The 24,664-nt window shown below is 42.8% G+C and carries 26 protein-coding genes and 1 riboswitch; of the genes, 9 read left to right on the top strand and 17 right to left on the bottom strand.

What is annotated here, in order from left to right; genetic code table 11:
- Positions 1–24: 24 nt before the first annotated feature.
- The 6 genes from gatC (at position 25) to nusB (ending at position 4,755) form a co-directional block, all read left to right on the top strand.
- Positions 25–327, top strand: coding sequence for an Asp-tRNA(Asn)/Glu-tRNA(Gln) amidotransferase subunit GatC (gene gatC / locus O3664_RS02175; protein WP_000705419.1), 303 nt, complete (start codon positions 25–27; stop codon positions 325–327).
- Positions 327–1,793: an Asp-tRNA(Asn)/Glu-tRNA(Gln) amidotransferase subunit GatA gene (gatA, locus tag O3664_RS02170; protein ID WP_084927818.1), complete on the top strand. Its 1,467-nt coding sequence runs from the start codon at positions 327–329 to the stop codon at positions 1,791–1,793. The genes gatC and gatA overlap by 1 nt, the downstream gene beginning before the upstream one ends.
- Positions 1,793–3,235, top strand: coding sequence for an Asp-tRNA(Asn)/Glu-tRNA(Gln) amidotransferase subunit GatB (gatB, locus tag O3664_RS02165; protein ID WP_084928846.1), 1,443 nt, complete (start codon positions 1,793–1,795; stop codon positions 3,233–3,235). Before gatA ends, gatB begins: the two co-directional genes overlap by 1 nt.
- 130 nt (positions 3,236–3,365) lie before the next feature.
- On the top strand, positions 3,366–3,926 hold the full coding sequence (gene efp / locus O3664_RS02160) for an elongation factor P (RefSeq protein ID WP_000568643.1): 561 nt from the start codon (positions 3,366–3,368) through the stop codon (positions 3,924–3,926).
- A 21-nt stretch (positions 3,927–3,947) separates the two neighbouring features.
- Positions 3,948–4,337 (top strand): Asp23/Gls24 family envelope stress response protein, encoded by a 390-nt coding sequence (locus O3664_RS02155; protein ID WP_020902992.1) that lies wholly within the window; start codon positions 3,948–3,950, stop codon positions 4,335–4,337.
- Entirely contained in the window at positions 4,330–4,755 is a 426-nt protein-coding gene (gene nusB / locus O3664_RS02150) for a transcription antitermination factor NusB (RefSeq protein ID WP_000203638.1), read from the top strand. The genes O3664_RS02155 and nusB overlap by 8 nt, the downstream gene beginning before the upstream one ends.
- 113 nt (positions 4,756–4,868) lie before the next feature.
- On the opposite strand, the gene O3664_RS02145 is transcribed toward nusB, so the two are convergent.
- The 13 genes from O3664_RS02145 to O3664_RS02085 all read right to left on the bottom strand — a co-directional run bounded on the left by O3664_RS02145 (position 4,869) and on the right by O3664_RS02085 (position 15,428).
- The gene (locus tag O3664_RS02145; RefSeq protein WP_265527657.1) at positions 4,869–5,636 is read right to left on the bottom strand and encodes an acetyl-CoA carboxylase carboxyl transferase subunit alpha; all 768 of its coding nucleotides are present in this window, start codon (positions 5,634–5,636) and stop codon (positions 4,869–4,871) included.
- The gene (accD, locus tag O3664_RS02140; protein ID WP_371613572.1) at positions 5,633–6,499 is read right to left on the bottom strand and encodes an acetyl-CoA carboxylase, carboxyltransferase subunit beta; all 867 of its coding nucleotides are present in this window, start codon (positions 6,497–6,499) and stop codon (positions 5,633–5,635) included. Before accD ends, O3664_RS02145 begins: the two co-directional genes overlap by 4 nt.
- 36 nt (positions 6,500–6,535) lie before the next feature.
- Positions 6,536–7,903, bottom strand: coding sequence for an acetyl-CoA carboxylase biotin carboxylase subunit (locus O3664_RS02135; RefSeq protein ID WP_371613571.1), 1,368 nt, complete (start codon positions 7,901–7,903; stop codon positions 6,536–6,538).
- An 11-nt stretch (positions 7,904–7,914) separates the two neighbouring features.
- The gene (fabZ, locus tag O3664_RS02130) at positions 7,915–8,337 is read right to left on the bottom strand and encodes a 3-hydroxyacyl-ACP dehydratase FabZ (protein WP_049500261.1); all 423 of its coding nucleotides are present in this window, start codon (positions 8,335–8,337) and stop codon (positions 7,915–7,917) included.
- A complete protein-coding gene (accB, locus tag O3664_RS02125) occupies positions 8,334–8,819 on the bottom strand; it encodes an acetyl-CoA carboxylase biotin carboxyl carrier protein (protein WP_004262899.1) in 486 nt (161 codons plus the stop codon). The genes fabZ and accB overlap by 4 nt, the downstream gene beginning before the upstream one ends.
- Positions 8,820–8,821: 2 nt before the next feature.
- Positions 8,822–10,057 (bottom strand): beta-ketoacyl-ACP synthase II, encoded by a 1,236-nt coding sequence (gene fabF, locus O3664_RS02120; RefSeq protein WP_261035007.1) that lies wholly within the window; start codon positions 10,055–10,057, stop codon positions 8,822–8,824.
- 21 nt (positions 10,058–10,078) lie between these two features.
- Positions 10,079–10,810 (bottom strand): 3-oxoacyl-[acyl-carrier-protein] reductase, encoded by a 732-nt coding sequence (gene fabG / locus O3664_RS02115; protein WP_237447240.1) that lies wholly within the window; start codon positions 10,808–10,810, stop codon positions 10,079–10,081.
- Between the two features lie 40 nt (positions 10,811–10,850).
- Positions 10,851–11,774 carry an ACP S-malonyltransferase gene (gene fabD / locus O3664_RS02110; protein ID WP_371613570.1) on the bottom strand — a complete coding sequence of 308 codons (924 nt, stop codon included), beginning with the start codon at positions 11,772–11,774 and terminating at the stop codon, positions 10,851–10,853.
- On the bottom strand, positions 11,767–12,741 hold the full coding sequence (gene fabK, locus O3664_RS02105) for an enoyl-[acyl-carrier-protein] reductase FabK (protein WP_371613569.1): 975 nt from the start codon (positions 12,739–12,741) through the stop codon (positions 11,767–11,769). The genes fabD and fabK overlap by 8 nt, the downstream gene beginning before the upstream one ends.
- A 116-nt stretch (positions 12,742–12,857) precedes the next feature.
- The gene (locus tag O3664_RS02100) at positions 12,858–13,082 is read right to left on the bottom strand and encodes an acyl carrier protein (protein WP_000257838.1); all 225 of its coding nucleotides are present in this window, start codon (positions 13,080–13,082) and stop codon (positions 12,858–12,860) included.
- Positions 13,083–13,140: 58 nt separating this feature from the next.
- Positions 13,141–14,115: a beta-ketoacyl-ACP synthase III gene (locus O3664_RS02095; RefSeq protein WP_268717709.1), complete on the bottom strand. Its 975-nt coding sequence runs from the start codon at positions 14,113–14,115 to the stop codon at positions 13,141–13,143.
- A complete protein-coding gene (locus O3664_RS02090) occupies positions 14,115–14,549 on the bottom strand; it encodes a MarR family winged helix-turn-helix transcriptional regulator (RefSeq protein ID WP_000386351.1) in 435 nt (144 codons plus the stop codon). The genes O3664_RS02095 and O3664_RS02090 overlap by 1 nt, the downstream gene beginning before the upstream one ends.
- A 93-nt stretch (positions 14,550–14,642) precedes the next feature.
- Complete coding sequence (locus O3664_RS02085) at positions 14,643–15,428, bottom strand: enoyl-CoA hydratase (protein ID WP_371613568.1); 786 nt, start codon at positions 15,426–15,428, stop codon at positions 14,643–14,645.
- 213 nt (positions 15,429–15,641) lie between these two features.
- On the opposite strand from O3664_RS02085, the gene O3664_RS02080 reads away from it, so the two are divergent.
- From O3664_RS02080 to serS, 3 genes are all read left to right on the top strand, one after another.
- Positions 15,642–17,006, top strand: a complete 1,365-nt coding sequence (locus O3664_RS02080) for an aspartate kinase (protein ID WP_070842771.1) — start codon at positions 15,642–15,644, stop codon at positions 17,004–17,006.
- 2 nt (positions 17,007–17,008) lie between these two features.
- Positions 17,009–17,380, top strand: coding sequence for a DUF956 family protein (locus O3664_RS02075; RefSeq protein ID WP_000079345.1), 372 nt, complete (start codon positions 17,009–17,011; stop codon positions 17,378–17,380).
- Positions 17,381–17,593: 213 nt separating this feature from the next.
- On the top strand, positions 17,594–18,868 hold the full coding sequence (gene serS / locus O3664_RS02070; protein ID WP_371613567.1) for a serine--tRNA ligase: 1,275 nt from the start codon (positions 17,594–17,596) through the stop codon (positions 18,866–18,868).
- A 24-nt stretch (positions 18,869–18,892) separates the two neighbouring features.
- Here serS and O3664_RS02065 read toward each other — a convergent pair whose 3' ends face one another.
- The 4 genes from O3664_RS02065 to O3664_RS02050 form a co-directional block, all read right to left on the bottom strand.
- A complete protein-coding gene (locus O3664_RS02065) occupies positions 18,893–19,792 on the bottom strand; it encodes a TDT family transporter (RefSeq protein ID WP_084927832.1) in 900 nt (299 codons plus the stop codon).
- Between the two features lie 109 nt (positions 19,793–19,901).
- Positions 19,902–20,450 carry a carboxymuconolactone decarboxylase family protein gene (locus O3664_RS02060; protein ID WP_033686525.1) on the bottom strand — a complete coding sequence of 183 codons (549 nt, stop codon included), beginning with the start codon at positions 20,448–20,450 and terminating at the stop codon, positions 19,902–19,904.
- 131 nt (positions 20,451–20,581) lie between these two features.
- Positions 20,582–21,904: a sodium:alanine symporter family protein gene (locus tag O3664_RS02055; RefSeq protein ID WP_070528807.1), complete on the bottom strand. Its 1,323-nt coding sequence runs from the start codon at positions 21,902–21,904 to the stop codon at positions 20,582–20,584.
- Between the two features lie 90 nt (positions 21,905–21,994).
- A riboswitch (glycine riboswitch) is annotated at positions 21,995–22,083 on the bottom strand.
- 163 nt (positions 22,084–22,246) lie between these two features.
- Positions 22,247–24,583, bottom strand: coding sequence for an endonuclease MutS2 (locus tag O3664_RS02050; RefSeq protein ID WP_371613566.1), 2,337 nt, complete (start codon positions 24,581–24,583; stop codon positions 22,247–22,249).
- Between the last annotated feature and the right edge of the window lie 81 nt (positions 24,584–24,664).

The following is a 24,664-nucleotide window of genomic DNA, read 5'->3' as shown; positions in this document are numbered from 1 at the left end:
CATCATTTCACGAAAGGATGCAAGATGAAAATTACGCAAGAAGAGGTAACACACGTTGCCAATCTTTCAAAATTAAGATTCTCTGAAGAAGAAACTGCTGCCTTTGCGACAACCTTGTCTAAAATTGTTGACATGGTTGAGTTGCTGGGCGAAGTTGACACAACCGGTGTCGCACCTACTACAACTATGGCTGACCGTAAGACCGTACTCCGACCTGATGTGGCCGAAGAAGGAACAGACCGTGATCGCTTGTTTAAAAACGTACCTGAAAAAGACAACTACTATATCAAGGTACCAGCTATCCTAGACGATGGAGGAGATGCCTAATGACTTTTAACAATAAAACCATTGAAGACTTGCACAATCTCCTTGTCTCTAAGGAAATTTCTGCAACAGAATTAACCCAAGCAACGCTTGAAGATATCAAGTCTCGAGAGACAGCTATCAACGCTTTCGTCACCATCGCTGAAGAGCAAGCTCTTGCTCAAGCTAAAGCTATTGATGAAGCTGGAATTGACGCTGATAATGTCCTTTCAGGAATTCCACTTGCAGTTAAAGATAATATCTCTACAGACGGTATTCTCACAACTGCAGCCTCAAAAATGCTCTACAACTACGAGCCAATCTTTGATGCGACAGCCGTTTCCAATGCAAAAGCGAAAGGCATGATTGTCGTAGGGAAAACTAACATGGACGAATTTGCCATGGGTGGTTCTGGTGAGACTTCTCACTACGGAGCAACTAAAAATGCTTGGGACCACAGCAAGGTTCCTGGTGGCTCGTCTAGTGGTTCTGCCGTAGCTGTAGCGTCAGGGCAAGTCCGCTTATCACTTGGTTCTGATACTGGTGGTTCCATCCGCCAACCTGCTGCCTTCAACGGGATTGTTGGTCTCAAACCAACCTACGGAACTGTTTCTCGTTTCGGTCTCATTGCCTTTGGTAGTTCATTAGACCAGATTGGACCTTTTGCTCCTACTGTTAAGGAAAATGCTCTCTTGCTCAACGCTATTACCAGCGAAGATTCCAAAGACTCTACTTCTGCTCCTGTCCGCATTGCCGACTTTACTTCAAAAATCGGTCAAGACATCAAGGGCATGAAAATTGCTTTGCCTAAAGAATACCTCGGTGAAGGAATTGATCCAGAGGTCAAAGAAACCATCCTTAATGCTGCTAAACACTTTGAGAAACTTGGTGCTATCGTTGAAGAAGTTAGCCTTCCTCACTCTAAATACGGTGTTGCCGTTTACTACATCATTGCTTCATCTGAAGCTTCATCAAACTTGCAACGCTTTGACGGTATCCGTTACGGTTATCGTGCAGAAGATGCGACTAATCTTGATGAAATCTATGTAAACAGCCGTAGCCAAGGTTTCGGTGAAGAGGTGAAACGTCGTATCATGCTAGGTACTTTCAGCCTTTCATCAGGTTACTACGATGCCTACTATAAGAAAGCTGGTCAGGTTCGTACCCTTATCATTCAAGATTTCGAAAAAGTTTTTACGGATTACGACTTGATTTTGGGACCAACTGCCCCAAGTGTTGCCTACGACTTGGATTCACTCAACCATGATCCAGTTGCCATGTACTTGGCTGACCTTTTGACAATTCCTGTCAACTTGGCAGGTCTCCCAGGAATTTCGATTCCTGCTGGATTCTCTCAAGGTCTACCTGTCGGTCTGCAATTGATTGGTCCTAAGTACTCAGAAGAAACCATTTACCAAGCTGCTGCTGCTTTTGAGGCAACAACAGACTACCACAAACAACAACCCGTGATTTTTGGAGGTGACAACTAATGAACTTTGAAACAGTCATTGGACTTGAAGTCCACGTAGAGCTCAACACCAATTCAAAAATCTTCTCACCTACTTCTGCCCACTTCGGAAATGACCAAAACGCCAACACTAACGTGATTGACTGGTCCTTCCCAGGAGTTCTGCCAGTTCTCAATAAAGGTGTTGTCGATGCCGGTATCAAGGCTGCTCTTGCCCTCAACATGGACATCCACAAAAAGATGCACTTTGACCGCAAGAACTACTTCTACCCTGATAATCCAAAAGCCTACCAAATTTCTCAGTTTGATGAGCCAATTGGTTATAATGGTTGGATTGAAGTCGAGCTAGAAGACGGTACGACTAAGAAAATCGGTATCGAACGTGCCCACCTAGAAGAAGACGCTGGTAAAAACACCCACGGTACAGACGGCTACTCTTACGTTGACCTCAACCGCCAAGGGGTGCCATTGATTGAGATTGTATCTGAAGCAGACATGCGTTCTCCTGAAGAAGCCTATGCTTACCTAACAGCCCTCAAGGAAGTTATCCAGTATGCTGGTATTTCTGACGTTAAGATGGAAGAAGGTTCTATGCGTGTGGATGCCAATATCTCCCTTCGCCCTTATGGTCAAGAAAAATTCGGTACCAAGACTGAGTTGAAAAACCTCAACTCCTTCTCAAACGTTCGTAAAGGTCTTGAATACGAAGTCCAACGTCAAGCTGAAATCCTTCGCTCAGGTGGTCAAATCCGTCAGGAAACACGCCGTTACGATGAAGCGAATAAAGCAACCATCCTCATGCGTGTCAAAGAAGGTGCTGCAGACTACCGCTACTTCCCAGAACCCGACCTACCACTCTTTGAAATCTCAGACGAGTGGATCGAAGAAATGCGTACAGAGTTACCAGAGTTTCCAAAAGAACGCCGTACACGTTACGTCTCTGACCTCGGCTTGTCAGACTATGACGCTAGCCAGTTAACTGCAAATAAAGTCACTTCTGACTTCTTTGAAAAAGCTGTCGCCCTCGGTGGCGATGCCAAACAAATCTCTAACTGGCTCCAAGGAGAAGTTGCTCAGTTCTTGAATGCCGAAGGCAAGACACTTGAACAAATAAAATTGACACCAGAAAACTTGGTTGAAATGATTGCCATCATCGAAGACGGCACAATCTCTTCTAAGATTGCCAAGAAAGTCTTTGTCCACCTGGCTAAAAATGGCGGCGGTGCGCGTGAATATGTGGAAAAAGCAGGTATGGTTCAAATCTCAGATCCAGCTGTCTTGATTCCAATCATCCACCAAGTCTTTGCCGATAACGAAGCCGCTGTTGCCGACTTCAAGTCAGGCAAACGCAACGCAGACAAGGCCTTCACAGGATTCCTTATGAAAGCAACCAAAGGACAAGCCAACCCACAAGTTGCCCTTAAACTACTTGCACAAGAATTGGCAAAGTTGAAAGAAGATTAATATGTAAAAGAAACCAGCCCTGAGGTTGGTTTTTTCGCTCCCATCATCTCCCAATAACTATTTTGGCTTTATTTTCAGAAGATTTTATGGTAGAATGAAGAGTAATAATATTTATTAAAGAGGTAAAAACATGATTGAAGCAAGCAAATTGAAAGCTGGTATGACATTTGAAACTGCAGACGGAAAATTGATCCGCGTTTTGGAAGCTAGCCACCACAAACCAGGTAAAGGAAACACGATCATGCGTATGAAATTGCGTGATGTCCGTACTGGTTCTACATTTGACACAAGCTACCGTCCAGAAGAAAAATTCGAACAAGCTATTATCGAGACTGTCCCAGCTCAATACTTATACAAAATGGATGAAACTGCCTACTTCATGAACACTGAAACTTACGACCAATACGAAATCCCAGTCGTAAACGTTGAAAATGAATTGCTTTACATCCTTGAAAACTCTGATGTGAAAATCCAATTCTACGGAACTGAAGTAATCGGTGTAACTGTACCAACTACTGTTGAATTGACAGTTGCTGAAACACAACCATCTATCAAAGGTGCTACTGTTACAGGTTCTGGTAAACCAGCGACTATGGAAACTGGACTTGTTGTCAACGTTCCTGACTTCATCGAAGCTGGACAAAAATTGATCATCAACACTGCAGAAGGAACTTACGTTTCTCGTGCCTAATCTCTAGAAAGAGGTCATTCTATGGGAATTGAAGAACAATTTGGCGAAATCGTTATCGCTCCACGTGTACTTGAAAAAATCATTGCCATCGCAACTGCTAAAGTTGATGGTGTCCACTCATTTTCAAATAAATCCGTATCTGATACCCTATCAAAACTCTCTCTTGGTCGTGGCGTCTACTTAAAAGAAAGCAACGAAGAACTAACTGCTGACATCTACCTCTATCTTGAGTACGGTGTGAAGGTACCAAAAGTTGCTCTTGCTATTCAAAAAGCAGTCAAAGATGCTGTTCGTGATATGGCTGATGTGGAACTTTCTGCTGTCAACATCCATGTTGCAGGAATCGTTCCAGATAAAACACCAAAACCTGAGTTGAAAGATCTATTTAACGAGGACTTCCTCAATGACTAGTCCATTATTAGAATCTAGACGCGAACTTCGTAAATGCGCTTTTCAAGCTCTCATGAGCCTTGAATTCGGCACAGATATGGAAACAGCTTGTCACTTTGCCTACACGCATGACCGTGAAGATGCAGATGTGCAAATCCCTGCCTTTCTTCTGAACTTGGTTTCTGGCGTTCAAGCTCAAAAAGACGAGTTGGATAAACAAATCAACCAGCACCTCAAGTCAGGCTGGACAGTTGAACGCTTGACTTTGGTCGAAAAAAACTTACTACGCTTAGGTATCTTTGAAATCACATCATTTGATACACCTCAGCTGGTAGCAGTCAATGAAGCTATTGAACTTGCTAAGAATTTTTCAGATCAAAAATCAGCCCGTTTTATCAATGGACTGCTTAGTCAATTTGTAACTGAAGAAAATGAATAATCGAAAAGGTGTTTGGTCTTCCAAGCACCTTTTACTTCGTCCTTGATACAGAGTAAGAAACACATAAAAACTAGAACTGACTGCCAGTTCTAGTTTTTATGTATTCTGAGGTATTAGTATTTTCTAAATCGTTGGTAACGCTCTTCCAACAACGCTTCTAACGGTTTTTGTAAAAGTATAGCTAGCTCAGTTTGAAGTTCTTTCTTGACACTCTTAATCAGTTCTTTACTAGAAAACCCTGCTTCAGAAATCACCTTATCCACCACATCCATTTCTAACAGTTCATGCGAAGTGATTTTCATCAGTTCTGCCGCTTCCATGGCACGACTGCCGTCTTTCCATAAAATAGAAGCAAAACCTTCTGGACTGAGAATAGCATAGATAGAATTTTCCAGCATCCAAACACGGTCCGCAACGGCTAGAGCCAGAGCCCCACCCGAACCACCTTCACCGATAATGATGGCGATAATCGGAACTTTCAGGTCACTCATTTCCATGAGATTGCGAGCGATAGCTTCTCCCTGTCCACGTTCTTCCGCCCCCACACCAGGATAGGCACCTGCAGTATTGATAAAGGTCACTACTGGACGACCAAACTTTTCAGCCTGTTTCATCAAACGCAGGGCCTTGCGATAGCCTTCTGGATGCGGTTGACCAAAATTCCGCTTGAGGTTATCTTGTAAACTCTTGCCTTTTTGGATACCAACCACTGTTACAGCTTGGTCCCCAAGCCAGCCAATGCCACCAACAACTGCACCATCATCACGAAAAGAACGGTCACCATGTAATTGGATAAATTCATCAAAAATGCCTGTCGCAAAGTCCAAGGTTGTCAAGCGACTCTGCTCACGCGCTTCTCTGACTATTTTTGCAATATTCATCTAGGACTCCCTCCGTGCAATCTGACTAGGCTAGCAATCGTATCTGGTAAGTCTCTTCTTTTGACAATAGCATCCACAAAGCCATGTTCTAATAGGAATTCTGCCTTTTGGAAATCCTCAGGCAAGCTTTCACGAACCGTATTTTCAATGACACGACGCCCAGCAAAACCAACCAAACTTTGTGGTTCAGCTAGGATGATATCTCCTTCCATAGCGAAAGAAGCTGTCACACCACCTGTCGTTGGATCTGTCAAAATGGTCAGGTAAAAGAGACCAGCATTTGAATGGCGTTTAACCGCTGCAGAAATCTTGGCCATCTGCATGAGACTCATGATTCCTTCCTGCATACGGGCTCCACCAGAGGCTGTGAAGAGGACAACTGGCAATTTTTCCACAGTCGCATACTCAAACAAACGAGTGATTTTCTCACCTACAACCGTACCCATAGAAGCCATGATAAAGTTAGAATCCATAATCCCAAGAGCCACAGTCTGACCTTTTATAAGAGCTGTTCCTGTCACAACAGCTTCGTCCAGACCAGTTTTTTCACGCATAGCTGCTAGTTTCTTTTGATAGCCAGGGAAATGCAAGGGATCCTTGCTTTCAATCCCTGTAAACAATTCCTTAAAGGTTCCCATATCAATCGTCAAAGCCAAGCGTTCTTGGGCAGAAATACGAAAGGTGTAGCTACAATGTGGACAGATACGCTCACTTCCCAGATCCTTCTGATAAATGGTATGCTTACAACCTGGACACTGGGAGAATAATTCATCTGGAACCTCTGGCTTGGCTTGAGGTTTTTCCCTAATCGAACGATTGGGATTGATTCGAATATACTTATCTTTTTTACTAAATAGAGCCATTAATTCCCCTTTTCGGTTTAAACTCTTGAAGTCATTTTATTCTTTTTCTTGATATTTAGGTAAGAATGTTTCCATCAAGAAGGAAGTATCGTAATCTCCAGCAATGACATTGCGATCTGAAATGAGGTCAAGCTGGAAATCTGCATTGGTCTGCACCCCTTCAATCTCTAATTCATAGAGGGCACGTTGCATTTTCATCAAGGCATCAAAACGATTTTCACCATGAACGATGATTTTAGCAATCATACTATCATAATAAGGTGGAATGGTATAGCCTGGATAAACTGCTGAATCCACGCGCAAGCCAACTCCACCACTTGGCAGATGGAGATTGGTAATCTTACCTGGACTAGGAGCAAAGTTGAAGGCTGGATTTTCTGCATTGATACGACACTCGATGGCATGACCTCGTAGGACAATATCTTCTTGCTTAACAGAAAGAGGCTGACCTGCCGCAATGCGAATCTGTTCCTTAACGATATCCACACCTGAAACAAATTCTGTTACTGGATGTTCTACTTGTACACGAGTATTCATCTCCATAAAATAGAATTTACCACTGGCTTCATCAAGAAGAAACTCAATGGTCCCTGCATTTTCATAGCCAACAGACTCTGCAGCTCGAACAGCAGCAGAACCGATTTCATGGCGCAACGTTTTTCCGATTGCAATCGAAGGACTTTCTTCTAAAACCTTTTGGTTATTCCGTTGAAGAGAACAATCCCGTTCCCCCAAGTGAATCACATTTCCGTGTTCATCTCCTAAGATTTGAACCTCGATATGACGAGCTGGATAGATGACTCGTTCTATGTACATGGCACCATTGCCATAATTGGCCTTGGCTTCGCTAGAGGCCGTTTCAAAGGCTGAAACGAGGTCTTCTGGTTTTTCAACCTTACGAATCCCTTTACCACCTCCACCTGCTGAAGCCTTGAGCATAACAGGATAGCCAATTTTTTCAGCGACAGTCAAAGCTTCCTCAGAGTTATGCACTTCTCCATCCGAACCTGGAATGACTGGAACACCAGCTTTGATCATCTGAGCACGCGCATTGATCTTGTCTCCCATCATATCCATGACATGACCAGATGGACCGATAAACTTGATCCCAACTTCTTCACACATGGTAGCAAATTTGGAATTTTCACTGAGAAATCCAAAACCGGGGTGAATGGCTTCTGCTTCAGTCAAGACTGCAGCTGATAGAACCGCATTGATATTGAGATAAGACTCAGTTGACTTACCAGGACCGATACAAACAGCCTCATCTGCCAAAAGCGTATGAAGGGCTTCCTTATCAGCAGTTGAATAAACCGCCACCGTCGCAATCCCCAGTTCACGCGCCGCACGGATAATACGAACCGCAATTTCACCGCGATTGGCAATTAAAATTTTTCGAAACATGGAGAACCTCCTTAGTTCCCTATTGCAAAGGTAAGAGTACCACTGGCTGCAAGCTTGCCATCCACTTCAGCCTTTGCTTCAACCACAGCAATTGTACCGCGACGTTTTACAAACGTTGCTGTCATAACCAATTGGTCACCAGGTACAACTTGCTTCTTGAATTTAACCTTGTCCATACCAGCGTAAAAGACTAGTTTACCTTTATTTTCAGGTTTTGATAACTCCAAGACACCAGCTGTTTGCGCCAAGGCTTCCATAATCAGAACACCTGGCATGACAGGGTATTGAGGAAAATGACCGTTGAAGAAGGGCTCATTGATGGTTACATTTTTGATGGCAACAATGGTATCCTCGCCCACTTCCAACACACGGTCTACTAGGAGCATAGGATAACGGTGGGGAAGGGCTTCTTTGATTCCTTGAATATCGATCATTTGATACGTACCAATCCTTTACCAAACTCAACCATTTCTTCATTAGAAACGAGAATTTCCGTTACCACACCATCCTTAGGTGCTGGAATTTCATTCATGACTTTCATGGCTTCGATAATTACCAATGTTTGACCTTTTTTGACACTATCACCAACTGTGACGAAGGCAGGTTTATCAGGACCAGCAGCCAAGTAAGCCACCCCAACAAGTGGGCTCTCTACAACATCTCCCTCAGCAGCCATACTTGCTTCTGCTGGAGCTGAAACTTCTTCTGCTACAGTCTCTGCTGGAGCAGATGTAGGAGCTACTGGACTTGGTGTTGCTAGAACGGGCGCTGGAGCGACTTGAGCTGCAACTTCAGACACCATTCTCGCTTCATTCTTGCTAAACTGCAACTCATCCGTCCCATTTTTATAAGAAAATTCTCTCAAACTTGATTGGTCAAATTGAGCCATCAAGTCTTTAATATCGTTTAAATTCATAGTTATTTATTCTCCCAACGTTTGAAAGCAAGAACTGCATTGTGGCCACCAAAACCAAAGGTATTTGAAATGGCGTATGGAATTTCTTGCTCCAAGCCTCGTCCATAAACGACATTGGCTTCGATATAATCTGATACTTCACTTGTTCCAGCTGTCATTGGAACAAAGTTATGACGCATAGCCTCGATTGTTACGATAGCTTCTACTGCACCTGCAGCACCCAGCAAATGTCCTGTGAAAGACTTGGTTGATGATACAGGTACTTCCTTACCAAGAACAGCTACGATCGCACCACTTTCTCCTTTTTCATTAGCAGGAGTTGACGTTCCGTGAGCATTGACATAGGCTACTTGCTCTGGAGAAATCTCAGCTTCTTCCAAGGCTAGTTTGATGGCCTTGATAGCTCCCTGACCTTCTGGATGTGGTGAAGTCATGTGGTAGGCATCACAAGTATTTCCGTAACCAACCACTTCAGCAAGGATAGTAGCCCCACGTTTTTCAGCGTGTTCAAGGCTTTCAAGAACCAACATCCCAGAACCTTCACCCATGACAAAACCATTACGGTCCTTATCAAATGGAATGGAAGCACGAGTTGGATCTTCTGTAGTTGAGAGAGCAGTTAGGGCTTGGAAACCAGCAATAGCAAAAGGTGTGATAGAGGCTTCTGAACCACCTACCAACATAACGTCTTGGAAACCAAATTTAATTGAGCGGAAGGCATCCCCAATCGCGTCATTTGATGAAGCGCAGGCAGTATTGATGGATTTACAAACACCGTTTGCTCCAAAACGCATAGCAACATTTCCTGAAGCCATATTTGGCAAGGCTTTTGGAAGGGTCAATGGTTTCACACGTTTTGGTCCTTTGTCATTTAGGCGAAGCACTTGATCTTCAATTTCTTTGATTCCACCAATACCAGAGGCCACGATAACACCAAAACGATCCTTATCAAGAGTCTCCACATCGAGATTAGCGTGATTGACAGCTTCTTGGGCTGCGTACAAGGCATACAAAGAGTAGTTATCAAAACGATTGGTATCTTTCTTAACAAAGTATTTATCAAAAGGAAAATCTTGGATTTCTGCTGCATTATGCACATCAAAGTCACTATGATCAAATTTTGTAATTTGACCAATTCCGATTTTTCCAGTTGTCAAACTATTCCAAAATTCTTCTGGTGTATTTCCGATTGGAGATGTTACTCCATAACCTGTTACTACTACGCGATTTAGTTTCATCTTTTTTACCTCTAGCTTCTGCTACATACTTAAGCCACCATCAATGGCAACCACTTGACCAGTTAGATAATCTTGGCCTGCTAAAAATACTGTTAAATCTGCAACCTGCTCTGCCTGTCCAAATTCTTTCATAGGAATTTGAGCCAGCATGGCATCTTTTACCTTGTCTGATAGAACAGATGTCATATCGGACTCAATCATTCCAGGTGCAATAGCATTAACCCTGATATTGCGATTGGCCACTTCACGCGCCACAGACTTGGTAAAACCAATCAAACCAGCCTTAGAAGCTGCATAGTTAGCTTGACCGATATTTCCCATCAAACCAACTACACTAGACATATTAATGATAGCACCTTCTCTGGCTTTCATCATCGGTTTCAAGACTGATTGTGTCATGTTAAAGGCACCAGTCAGGTTCACCTTGAGCACTTTTTCAAAATCCGCTTCTGTCATCTTGAGCATCAGGGTATCTTGGGTAATCCCTGCATTGTTGACCAAAACATCTACTGAACCCAGCTCTACAATAGCTTGATCAACCATACGCTTAGCGTCTGCAAAATCTGATACATCTCCTGAAATAGGAACCACCTTGACACCATAGTTTGAAAACTCAGCGAGTAATTCTTCTGAGATTGCCCCACGACTGTTTAAAACAATATTGGCTCCTTCCTGAGCAAACTTGTGGGCGATGGCAAGACCAATCCCACGACTCGAACCTGTAATAAAGATATTTTTATTTTTTAGTTGCATTCTTTTCTCCTGTTTCCTCCTGTATTTATGGGAGAAGGGATTACTCGTTTTCTAGCAAGGTTTCCAAACTCGCCTGATCTTCAACATTGGCTAGTTTAGCCGTCTTATCAATCTTTTTAACAAATCCTGACAAAACTTTCCCCGGTCCAATCTCAATAAAGTTGGTTACGCCTGCTTCTTGCATAACTGCAATGCTTTCATAGAAACGAACTGGTTCCTTAACCTGACGCGTCAAGAGTTGAGCAATGTCTTCTTTTGGCATGACTCTTGCTTCTGTATTGCCGACTAAGGGACAAGTGAAATCTGAAAAGTTTACCTGAGCTAGTGTTTCAGCCAGTTTCTGGCTAGCAGGCTCAAGGAGAGCGGTATGAAAAGGTCCTGAAACCTTGAGAGGAATCAAGCGTTTGGCACCTGCTTCTTGCAAGAGTTCAACAGCTCGGTCAACTGCAACCACTTCTCCACCAATCACGATTTGTGCAGGTGTATTATAGTTGGCTGGGGTAACTACGCCAAGTTCAGAAGCTTTTTGACAGGCTTCCTCAATAACCTCTACTGGTGTATTGAGAACTGCCACCATCTTGCCAGAGCCAGCAGGAGCCGCTTCTTCCATATAGGCTCCACGCTTAGCAACCAAGGCTACCGCATCTTCAAAATCCAAGGCGCCGCTAGCCACCAAGGCAGAGTATTCTCCAAGGGACAAACCAGCAACCATATCAGGCTGATAGCCCTTTTCTTGCAATAAACGATAGATAGCAACTGAAGTTGCTAAAATAGCTGGTTGCGTATAGCGGGTCTGATTGAGTTTTTCTTCTTCCGTATCAATGAGATGACGCAAATCATAACCGAGTACCTGACTCGCTTGATCAATCGTTTCTTTGACAATAGGATACTGATTATAGAGACCCCGGCCCATACCTAGATACTGGGCACCTTGACCAGCAAATAAAAAGGCTGTTTTAGTCATTTCTTACAACTCCTGCCCAACGAGAGGCTTCTTCTTGAATTTTCTTAGCTGCTCCGTAATACAAATCTTTTAGGATTTCTTCAACGCTTTCTTCTTTGGAAACAAGGCCTGCGATTTGACCTGCCATAACAGAACCACCATCCACATCTCCGTGAACAACCGCTTTGGCTAGAGCACCTGCTCCCATTTGTTCAAAAATTTCCAAATCTGGATTGTCTTGTTTAAAGGCATCTTTTTCAGCTTGTTCAAAATCACGAGTCAACTGATTTTTAATCGCACGAACAGCATGTCCAAAGTGTTGAGCTGAAATCGTAGTATCAATATCTCTAGCTTTTAAAATTTTCGCCTTATAATTTGGATGGGCATTAGACTCTTTTGCAACGACAAAACGAGTTCCAACCTGAATAGCCTCTGCACCTAGCATAAAGCCAGCCGCAGCACCTTCACCATCCGCAATCCCTCCTGCAGCAATAACAGGAATAGATACAGCAGCAGCAACCTGACGCACCAAGGTCATGGTTGTTAATTTCCCAATATGTCCCCCAGCTTCCATTCCTTCTGCAATGACAGCGTCCGCACCGATTTTTTCCATGCGTTTAGCTAAAGCAACACTTGGTACAACAGGAATAACTGTAATACCAGCTTCATGGAAACGTTCCATGTATTTACTTGGATTTCCTGCGCCTGTTGTCACTACCTTAACACCTTCCTCGATAACGAGGTCTACAATATCTTCCACAAAGGGAGACAAAAGCATGATGTTGACACCGAAGGGTTTATCAGTCAATGATTTGATTTTATCAATATTTGCCTTGACAACTTCTTTAGGGGCATTTCCCCCACCGATAATCCCTAGCCCTCCAGCCTTAGAAACAGCTCCTGCCAAATCACCATCAGCAACCCAAGCCATTCCTCCTTGAAAGATAGGATAATCAATGTTCAATAATTCTGTAATACGCGTTTTCATAGTGCCTCCATCGTTTCTTGCTTACGTAATAGTTCGATATCGTCATAATTTGACAATCAAACTATTGCCTAAACAAGAGGGAGCGGGTTTCCCTACTCCTTCTATCTATATTCTGTTTATTTTGTTTGCTCTTCAACGTAGGCAACCAAGTCACCAACTGTTTTCAAGTCATCTTCTGCTTCGATTTGGATATCAAAAGCATCTTCGATTTCTGAGATTACTTGGAACAAGTCCAATGAATCTGCGTCCAAGTCATCAAAAGTTGATTCAAGTGTTACTTCTGATGCGTCTTTTCCAAGTTCTTCAACGATAATTTCTTGTACTTTTTCAAATACTGCCATAATAGGACTCCTTTAAAATAAATAGTTTTTTATAACAATGTGTTCACCACATGATTACCTAAATTGTAAGAATGAGTGTGCCCCAGGTCAAGCCTCCACCGAAGCCTGATAGCAGAACAGTCTGACTACCATCTAAACGGATGAGACCTTGTTCCACACATTCTGAAAGTAAAATCGGGATACTTGCTGCACTGGTATTGCCATATTCCATCATATTGGCTGGAAGTTTGTCTCGGTCGACACCGATTTTTCTAGCCATCTTATCCAAAATACGGTCATTAGCCTGATGAAGTAGCAGATAATCCAAGTCTGTCGCCTCTACAGGAGATTCTTCAATAGTCTGGTTAATAGATTTGGCTACATCCCGAATGGCAAAATCAAAGACTGCGCGTCCATCCATCTTCAAAAATGAATCTGCATTTTCTTGATCTGAAAATGGAGAATGTAGGCCTGAATGTCCATACGTCAGACACTCGCTGCGACTTCCATCGCTATTGAGACTCTCAGCTAAGAAATACTCTTGCTCGCTAGCTTCTAGCAAAACACCACCAGCACCATCTCCAAATAAAACAGCTGTTGATCGGTCTGACCAATCGACTGCCTTAGAGAGAGTTTCACTACCAATCACCAAGCCTTTTTGAAAGCGACCAGAAGCGATAAACTTTTCAGCTGTTGACAAGGCAAATACAAATCCACTGCAAGCAGCTGTTAGATCAAAAGCAAAGGCCTTATTAGCACCAATATTAGCTTGGATACGAGCAGCTGTAGAGGGCATCATCGAATCAGGAGTAATGGTAGCTAGGATGATAAAATCCAACTCCTCTCCTGTGATTCCAGCTTTTGCCATCAGTTTCTTAGCAACCTCTGTAGCCAAATCACTAGTAGATTCTGTTCTTGAGATATGCCTTTGTCGTATTCCCGTCCGACTTGAAATCCACTCATCATTGGTATCCATAATCTGAGCCAAATCATGATTTGTAACCACTTGCTCTGGCACATAATGAGCAACCTGGCTTATTTTTGCAAAAGCCATTATCTCAAATCCTCCAAAAATTGATAAAGATTGGTCAAACCTTTGCTCATAACCTCAATTTCTTGCTTACTCATACCATCAATGATTTTTTCAACCATGGCCTTGTGGAAGCGTTTATGTAGCCTATGAACCAAGCGACCTTTCTTTGTCAAATGCAGATGCACCACACGTCGATCATGTTCTGAACGAATGCGTTCAATGTACCCCTTGCGTTCGAGATTATTCAAACTAGTCGTAACTGTCCCAAGAGTCACCATCAACTCTTTCGACACTTGACTTGGTGTCACATCTGGGAATTTCCCAATCACATCAATCGTATGCATTTCTTTGATGGAGATATCCTTGAAACGACTACCTCTCAAGCTAACTTCCTCAATAACGAGGACATTGTTAAATATAGACGTTAAATATTCATTAATTCGTTGGTAGTCCAAACTTTCTTTCCCTCCTTCTCAAAAAAACTTTTACAATCAAAACATTTGACAGAAGAATTATATCAAAGTTCAAAGAATGGCGCAAGTATTTTTTTATTTTCCTGTAAATTTAGGTCTTCTTCTCTCCGAATGAGCCCGAACTCCCTCTTTGAAATCCTCTGTTTTAGCTAGTGATTCCTGTAGATGCAGTTCTAAAACAGCATAATCTTGCCAATCTTTAAATTGGCTCTCCCAAACCAACTTCTTGATGGCTGCATAGGAATTGCTTGAACCACGTCTTAATTTTTTAAGAAGCTGTTCTCTGGTTTTTTCTAACTTGTCAGCTTCAGAAATACGGTAAACCACACCCCACTCCAGAGCTTTTTCTGCTGTCAAAGCCTCTCCTGTCATGGCTAGTTGAGTAGCACGCGTCACACCAATACTTCGGCTCAAGAGATGAATTCCTCCTGCATCTGGAGCCAAACCAACTCCGACAAAGGCTTGGATAAATTTAGCCTTATCGGTCGCTAAACAGAAATCTGCGGCAACAGCCATATTCGCTGCAGCACCTGCAACAGCCCCATCAACCTCCATCAAAACAGGCTTTGCAATTTGCTTGATTTTATAAGAAATAGCATTGACTAGTTCTGCAATTTTCGTCAATGATGGAATATCATCCTCATCGACTGCTCGCTTCATCTCAACCAAATCTCCCCCAACTGAAAAGACTTTGCCATTCGCGTTGATTAAGACAAAATGCACAGCCGGATCCTCTTCTGCCAAAGTCAGAGCTTCTAAAATCTCCTCACACATAGGAATATGGAAACCATTAGCGACATCAGGACGGTTTAAAGTAATAATTGCCAAATCCTCTTCAATCTGATAAATAATATGTTCCATCTGAACTCCTTTTTTATTTTTATAAGCAAGTTAAGTTATTTTATTATCAAAGTATATCTTTTTTATTCTAAAAAAGCAAGAATAAGAATGTAATAAGTGTCTCAGCCGATTTTAGATTCCTTATCTTTCCCTGTAAAATGGATTATTTTCTTCATTTGAAAAAAGGCTTTCTTTCTGCTATAATCGTATAAAATACTTACTTTAGGAGTCCTTATGAAGGTTGTTAAATTTGGAGGTAGTTCTCTTGCCTCTGCTAGTCAGTTAGAAAAAGTTTTAAACATTGTCAAAAGTGATTCAGAGCGTCGTTTTGTGGTCGTTTCTGCGCCCGGTAAACGCAATGCTGAAGATACTAAGGTTACGGATGCCTTGATTAAATACTACCGCGACTATGTTGCTGGTAACGATATTAGCAAAAGTCAGAACTGGATTATTGAACGCTATGCCGCTATGGTTAGTGAATTGGAACTGAAACCAGCTGTTCTAGAAAAAATTTCAAAAAGTATTCGGGCCTTGGCAACTCTTCCTATCGAAGAAAACGAATTTCTCTACGATACTTTCCTAGCAGCGGGTGAAAACAACAATGCCAAATTGATTGCTGCCTATTTTAACCAAAACGGTATAGATGCACGCTATGTTCACCCTAGAGAAGCTGGGATTGTGGTAACAAGTGAGCCGGGCAACGCTCGCATCGTGCCATCAAGTTATGACAAGATTGAAGAATTGACAAATGCAAATGAAGTCCTTGTCATTCCTGGTTTCTTTGGAGTTACTAAGGAAAATCAAATCTGTACCTTCTCACGTGGAGGCTCAGACATTACAGGTTCTATCATTGCTGCAGGGGTTAAAGCCGACCTCTATGAAAACTTTACGGATGTTGATGGTATCTTTGCAGCTCACCCAGGAATTATCCACCAACCACACTCGATTCCTGAGTTGACCTACCGTGAAATGCGTGAGTTGGCTTATGCAGGATTCTCAGTTCTTCATGACGAAGCTCTTCTTCCTGCCTACCGAGGAAAAATTCCTCTGGTTATCAAGAATACCAACAATCCTGACCATCCAGGTACTCGTATCGTTCTAAAACACAGTAGTGATGAATTTCCAGTTGTAGGAATTGCCGGTGATTCTGACTTTGTCAGCATCAACATGTCGAAATACCTCATGAACCGCGAGATTGGATTTGGTCGCAAGGTTCTTCAAATCCTTGAAGACCTCAACATCGGTTGGGAACATATGCCAACTGGTATCGACGATCTTTCAATCATTCTTCGTTCTCGTGAACTAACTCCTATCAAGGAAGAAGAAATCCTGCGTCAATTGGTTCAAAAAGCTGAAGTAGACCATGCAGAAATCGAACATGACCTTTCAATCATTATGATTGTTGGAGAAAAAATGAAGAGTCATATCGGAGTAACTGCTACTGCTACACGTGCTCTATCTGAAAATAAGATTAATATCCAGATGATGTCTCAAGGTTCTAGTGAAGTTTCTATTATGTTTGTTGTCAATAAAGATCAAGAAAAAGCAGCAATTAAAGCCCTCTACAATGCCTTTTTCGGTGAAAGTAAGGAAGACTAATCATGGCCCAATCTCTTAACAAAACAGTGCTTCTCAATACGACAGGAACTTCCTACCTCTCTATAGCTGGAAAAGTTGGGAAATTTCTGGTCGGAGATCAGGCTCTGGAATTTTACCCAGATGTCAATGTCGAACAATTTATCCAGATTCCTTGGGACCATATCAACCAGATTGGGGCCAATGTCACTGGTCGCAAAATCAGTCGCCACTTCGAAGTCTTTACAGACAGAGGAAAATTCCTCTTTGCTTCAAAAGACTCAGGTGCCATTCTCAAAATTGCTCGCGAAAAACTGGGTAACGACAAGGTTGTCAAACTTCCTACCCTAATTCAGACCATTGGTCAAAAATTTAAAAATCTATTTGCAAAAAAGTAAAAACTTTAGTATAATCATAGCAACGGATAAGTAGGTTATCTTCTTCTTTCAGAAAGTCTGCGGGTGCTGCGAGCAGATAGGAGGGATAGGTGAAATTCTACCGTTAATAACAATTGCATACACAATCAAGTGCACACCTGTGAAGTTGGATGGAACCGTGGCCCTGCCACTCCAACGCTTTGTCAGGTGTGCTTTTTTCATAAAGGAGTTCTTATGTTAGATATCAAACGCATTCGTACAGACTTTGATGCTGTCGCAGAAAAATTAGCTACACGTGGTGTAGATGCTGCTATCTTGAATGAGATGAAAGAAATCGATGCTAAACGTCGTGACATCTTGGTCAAGGTTGAAACTTTAAAAGCAGAACGTAACACAGTTTCTGCTGAGATTGCCCAAGCTAAGCGCAACAAGGAAAATGCAGATGACAAGATTGCTGCCATGCAAACTCTATCTGCTGAGGTTAAAGCCTTGGATGCTGAATTGGCAGACATCGATGCTAAATTGACAGAATTTACCACTACTCTTCCAAATATTCCAGCTAATAGCGTTCCTGTTGGGGCTGACGAAAATGACAATGTGGAAGTTCGCCGTTGGGGTACTCCACGCGAGTTCGATTTCGAGCCAAAAGCTCACTGGGATCTTGGTGAAGATCTTGGTATCCTTGACTGGGAACGCGGTGGTAAGGTAACAGGCGCTCGTTTCCTCTTCTATAAAGGTCTCGGTGCTCGTTTGGAACGTGCCATCTACAACTTTATGTTGGATGAACATGGAAAAGAAGGCTATACGGAAGTCATCACGCCTTACATGGTTAACCATGACTCTATGTTTGGTACTGGTCAATATCCAAAATTCAAGGAAGATACTTTTGAACTCAGCGATAGCAATTACGTCCTTATTCCTACAGCTGAAGTTCCTCTGACAAACTACTACCGTGATGAAATCCTGGACGGTAAAGACCTGCCAATCTACTTCACTGCTATGAGTCCATCATTCCGTTCTGAGGCTGGTTCTGCCGGTCGTGATACTCGTGGCTTGATTCGTTTGCACCAATTCCACAAGGTTGAAATGGTTAAATTTGCCAAGCCAGAAGAATCTTATGAAGAATTGGAAAAAATGACAGCCAACGCTGAAAATATCCTTCAAAAACTTAACCTTCCATACCGTGTCGTTGCTCTCTCTACAGGAGATATGGGCTTCTCAGCTGCTAAAACTTACGACTTGGAAGTTTGGATTCCAGCGCAAAATACCTACCGTGAAATCTCAAGTTGTTCAAACACAGAAGATTTCCAAGCCCGTCGTGCCCAAATCCGTTACCGTGATGAAGCAGACGGCAAGGTGAAACTCCTCCATACCTTGAACGGTTCTGGACTTGCAGTTGGACGTACAGTGGCTGCTATTCTTGAAAACTACCAAAATGAAGATGGTTCTGTGACCATCCCAGAAGCACTTCGTCCATACATGGGCGGAGCTGAGGTTATCAAACCATAAAAAATAAGGTTTAGCTATTTCTAGCTAGACCTTTTTTCGTAACCAATTCAGATAAGAACCTAGTACAAAGACTAAAATAATTAAGCAAATAGCGGTTTCAGCCAGTACTAAATAATCCAAAAATGGAAGTTTCAAGATTCCCTGAGCCATCTTGAGCGAGGTAGCCGTGATAATAGTTGGGAAGGTGAGGGCTGAAAAGGCTGGTTGAAAGCCATGTTTTAAAATGTTGGGCAGGCGAGTCAAAACAAAGAAAAAGAAGGATTGGGAAGCCAAAATCATCACAACTAATAGCCAAGTCGGTAGGCTCTCTCCTCCAACTCGAACTAGGGAAGCCAAGAGTAGAGAGAAAGGAGCACAGTAGATTCCTTCTTGACCAAGCAAGGCTACGGGGAGTGGTTGTTTCTTTAAATCACTATAAATAAGCGGGTAGAGATAGAAGGTTAGGAGAAACCCAAAACTCAAGGTCGCATAGGCAATTTCGATGATGCCTACCAGAGGATAAGTCAAGGCTGCCACTGCTATCCCCACATAGAGAACCGTCCAGCTTGGAGTGGCATGAACCCTCCGCCCTGGACAAGCAAACTTGATGGTAAAACCAGCAATCAAGGCCAAATCCAAGAGAAATGAAAACCACCAGAGTCCTTGCGCTACCAAAGGAAGATGAGGGAAGACGCGAAAAACATAGGTAGATAAAATCATCCCAGCCATGGGAAAGGTCGCCATTCCTGACAAAAGAGGAGGCTTGGTCAATTCTTGCTTGGTTTCCTTCCAATTAAAGAGATGTAGAATTAGAAAATAAATCCACAAAATCAAACCTGTCAGACTAAAAAGATGGGACAGAACCGGCAACGTATCTAAAATAAGATTTCCAGCTCCTGCCAAACCTAGCAAACAACCAGAAAATACCAAAGGGAGTTTTTTCATCCTAACCTCCAATAATCATGTTAGTTTCAGTATAGCATAAAAGCGCTTAAATGAGGATTTAAAAAAACGAAGTCCAATTATTTTAGACTTCATTTTTCTCAGATATGAATTAAGCATAAGGTTGCAATTCTGGATTAATTGGTGTATTGGCTAGGTTATTGGCATAGTTACAGAGGCTTGCTAGGCTGACACCAAGAACCACATCCAAGGCATTTTGTTGAGTGTAGCCAGCTTCTAAAAACTCACCCAAGGCTTCATCTCCTACACGACCCTTGGTATTGATAACTGCCAAAGTAAACTTAGCTAGGGTATCCAATTTAGGATCTGTTTCAATTGGAGTACGATTGCGAAGGGCTTGCAGAAGGTCATCGTTCATCTGGATTTGTTTGATGGAAAAAGCTGTATGACCGGCGACACAGAAGGCACAACCATTGGTTACAGCTGCCGTGATTTGCACCACTTCACGCTCAACGGGTGTCAAGCTGTTGCGACGATTGATGGCTCCGACAGTTCTGTAGGCTTCTAAGGCGGTAGGTGCATTAGCCAAGAGACCGATTAGGTTGGGAATATAGCCATTGTTATCTTTTTCTACTGTTTCAAGAACTTCTTTCACTTCTGCTGGTGCTGATTCTACTGTATGGATGGTAAATGTTGTCATCATAAAACCTCTTTTCATGTTGTTGAAATCTAGTCTATCACAGATTCTATACCTTGCATAATATATATTTTAAATTGCACTGATAGAAATTTTTTATGAAAGCAAAAAATCACACGAGCTGTGTGATTTCATTATTTATTAAAATACTTTTTAGTTTCAGCAATAACGACTGGCGACAAGACCAAGAGGGCAATCAAATTTGGTAGAGCCATCAAGGCGTTAACAATATCTGCGATAATCCAAACCATATCCAACTCGATAAAACCTCCCAACAAGACCATGAGCACAAAGACCACACGGTAGAGCCAGATAAAGCGAACACCGAAGAGAAACTCGAAACAGCGTTCTCCATAGTAGTTCCAACCAAGAATCGTTGTAAAGGCAAAGAGCACAAGGAAGATGGTCAAGAGAGCAGGTCCAAAGTGTGAAAAGACTGTTGAGAAGGCTGACTGAGTCAAGGCAACTCCATTCAAATCACCACTCCAAACACCAGTCACCAAGATTGTTAAACCAGTCAAGGTACAGATAATAAGGGTGTCAATAAAGGTTCCTGTCATGGAAATCAAACCTTGCTCTACTGGTTCATTTGTCTTAGCCGCAGCCGCTGCAATGGGAGCCGAACCCAGACCAGATTCGTTTGAGAACACACCACGCGCTACACCATTTTGAATAGCCATTCGAATGCTAGCACCTGCAAATCCACCTACCACAGCAACAGGACTAAATGCTGATGTCAAGATTAAAGCGATTGTGGCAGGGATTTTCCCAATATTAAAGAAAATAACTGTAAGAGTTCCCAAAATATAGATGATGGCCATAAAAGGAACAACTGTAGTTGAAACCTTAGAAATGGACTTGAGGCCACCAAAGACTGCAATCGCTACAAATACTGACAATACAAGAGCAGTGATGGCTGGCGAAATTGTTGTTGTATTTTGGATAGATTCTGTAATCGAGTTGACTTGGGTGAAGGTTCCGATTCCCAGCAAAGCTACTAGCACACCTGCCAGGGCAAAGAAGATGGCAAGTGGTCGCCACTTTTCTCCCATCCCTAGAAGGATATAGTGCATCGGACCTCCCGCTACTGCACCATGGTCATCCTTGGTACGGTATTTGATAGCTAGTAGTCCTTCTGCATACTTGGTAGCCATCCCAAAGAAAGCAGCCATCCACATCCAAAAGAGGGCTCCTGGGCCACCGACCTTGATAGCCGTCGCCACCCCGATAATATTTCCCGTACCAACTGTCGCTGCTAGGGCTGTACATAGTGCCGCAAAGCTGGATACATCGCCATGCCCCTTATCCTTGGTAAAAATAAGCTGGAAGGCCTTGGGCAGACGCAAAACCTGCAAGAGTCCTAGACGAGCAGTTAGGTAAATCCCTGTCCCGACCAATAAAATCAAGAGGGGTGGGCCCCAAGCAAAAGCATCGATTGATTTAAGCAATTCTAACATTTCCTTCTCCTATCTGTTCAACCCCAAAAGAAAGAGCACATGTAAGATACATGTACTCTGGAATGCTTAGATAAATACTAAAAAGCGGTCTATCCTAGCTCTGTCCTTTTACCTGAGAGTTTGAGCAGTTGCCTGCCTTGCCCCTTCGGTGCCTTTACGGTCTCTCCAGAGTTCCGTCCATTTACAGTCATGGAAAATCAAACGATTCCCCACTTCTATTAAACTTCATTCGGTGTTGGTATTTAATTGATTCTTATTTTACAAAAAATGTTGGCTTTTGTCAATGTGTTTATTAGTAAAAATGAGTTCAACAGTTTTTACTTTATAAAATCTAGAATACTGCTATCCTTTAAAAGTGACAATAGTCGCACCACTGCCCCCAGCATTTTGTGGGGCATAGCCGAAACTCTTGACATGCTTGTTTCTTTGTAGGTATTTGGTGACACCTTCACGGATGACACCTGTTCCGATACCATGGATGATATCAACTTGAGCCATATTATTAAGCAAGGCTTGGTCGATAAAGGCATCTAGCTCATTCATGGCTTCTTCATAGCGCTTGCCTCGAAGGTCCAGTCTGGCTTGAGGTCCTCGACCAGAAGTTCGTTTCACAACATTGACCTGTTTCTTCTTGACTTGCTTTTCTTGCTGGGCTTGAACGAGGTCAAATTCTTTCTCTTCTAAGGTCATCTTAATCAAGCCAACTTGGGCTTCCCAGCGGCCGTCCTTGAGTTGACTGATCAAGGTACCACGCTGACCGTAACTGAGAACCACGATATCATCTCCCACCTTGGGAGCTCGTTTTTTCTTGGCTTTTTGAAGGACCTTGTTTTTAGACAAGTCTACTTTTTCAGGAGCCAATTTTTTCAACTTGGCCTTAGCTTCAATGATTTCATGGGGTTTAAGTTGAGATTTGCTATGGAGATTTTTGAGAATCTGGTCACTCTCACTGAGGGCCATGTCCACAATCTCAGCAGCCTGTTCACGCGCCTTATTAAGCTCGGTTTCCTTTTCACGATTGAGCTCATTGTAGAGCTTTTTGAGAGCACGGTTCATCTTAAGATTTTCTTGCTCCACCTCACGGATATTGTCCAAGCGTTTGCGACTTTCTAGCGTCTGCTCTTCCAGTTGTTCAATGATTCGGTTGACATCATTGTCCTGATTGACCTGCTGACTGGCATCTCCTACGATAACTTCAGATAATCCTAAACGTTTAGCAATTTCAAAAGCATTGCTTCGACCAGGCACACCCTGCATAAAGCGATAGGTCGGGCGTAGAGTCGCAGTATCAAACTCCATGCTGGCATTTTGCACAAAGGCTGTCTCGATACCATAGGCCTTGAGTTCTGGATAGTGGGTGGTCGCCATTGTCTTGACTTGACGCAGGCGAAGGTCTTCCAGAATAGCCATGGCAAGAGCAGCTCCTTCTTGAGGGTCTGTACCAGCTCCCAACTCATCCAAGAGTAAAAGTGAATGTTGGTTAACCTTGCCAAGAATATCCACAATATTGGTCATGTGGCTAGAGAAGGTAGACAAGCTCTGTTCAATAGATTGCTCATCTCCAATATCGGCAAAGATTTCTTCAAAAATACCAACACGGCTTCCCTTATCTGCCAAAATCGGCAAACCGGACTGGGCCATAACCTGTGTCAAGCCCAGAGTTTTAAGCATGATGGTCTTCCCACCTGTATTGGGACCTGTAATGACAATAGCTGTTAAATCTTGGCCAAAATGGACATCATTTGCGACGGCATTTTTGACCAAAGGATGGCAGACATGGAGCAGTTGAATCTCCTGATTTTCTGACAGCTTAGGTACGACTGCTTGCCTTTCTTGGATAAAACGAACCTTGGCACGAATCAAGTCCAGATGGCCGATAATCCAAGCATCATTGGCAATATCAGCCGCATGAGGGCGGACACGCTCAGAAATTTCTTGGAGAATGCGAAGCATTTCATAGCGCTCATCTGCTCGCAGACTAGCAATTTCTTCGCTCAGTTTGACTACCTCACGGGGTTCGATGTAGACGGTATTTCCACTAGAAGAAATATCATGCACGACACCTGCAATCTTATTGCGGTAGGTGTTTTTGACTGGTAAAACCTGACGGCCATTTCTGCTGGCAACAATCCCCTCTGTCAACATCTGCGCTTTTTGCTTGAGCAGGTCCTGTAAAACATCGCGTACCTGACTCTCGCTATCATGGATTTTTCGACGGATGCGCGCTAATTCTTCACTGGCAAAATTTTCAATGAAACCTGCATCATTAAAGGCTTGGAGATTTCCTTGTAATTGCGGAAAATCATGTAATTTCTCAAACCAAAGGGCTAATTCTTCCAAGCTGACATTTTCCAGATTGGCATAAAAACTTTGCAGTTCTCTGCTAGAAAGAAGCACGCGCTTCAAAAGTAGGAACTCCTCGATATTGAGGTCCGCTCCCATCTCCAACCGCTTGCAGACTCCTGCGATTTCCTTGGTTGCAAGAATAGTAAAATGCGGTTGCTCGACGAAAAGAGCCTGCATTTCCTTCATCTCAGCAAAAGCCTGTTTGATTTTATCTGCTTTGGCAGTCGGAGCCAGCTGTCTTAGTTGCTCCAAGCCCTGCTCGGTCAACAAATGGGGTTCAAATAAGGCCTTGACCTTGTTGAACTCTAATGTTTCTAATATTTTCTTGTTCATCTTTATTTCCTTGTCTTTGAATGTCTAGGTGTGGTAGCTTTTTACATTCTGATAGATTCGAGTCAAATCTGTAAACAAAGG

This window comes from Streptococcus sp. 27098_8_109, assembly GCF_041432295.1.
GTDB lineage: Bacteria > Bacillota > Bacilli > Lactobacillales > Streptococcaceae > Streptococcus.
This window is presented reverse-complemented; position numbering and strand designations above follow the sequence as displayed.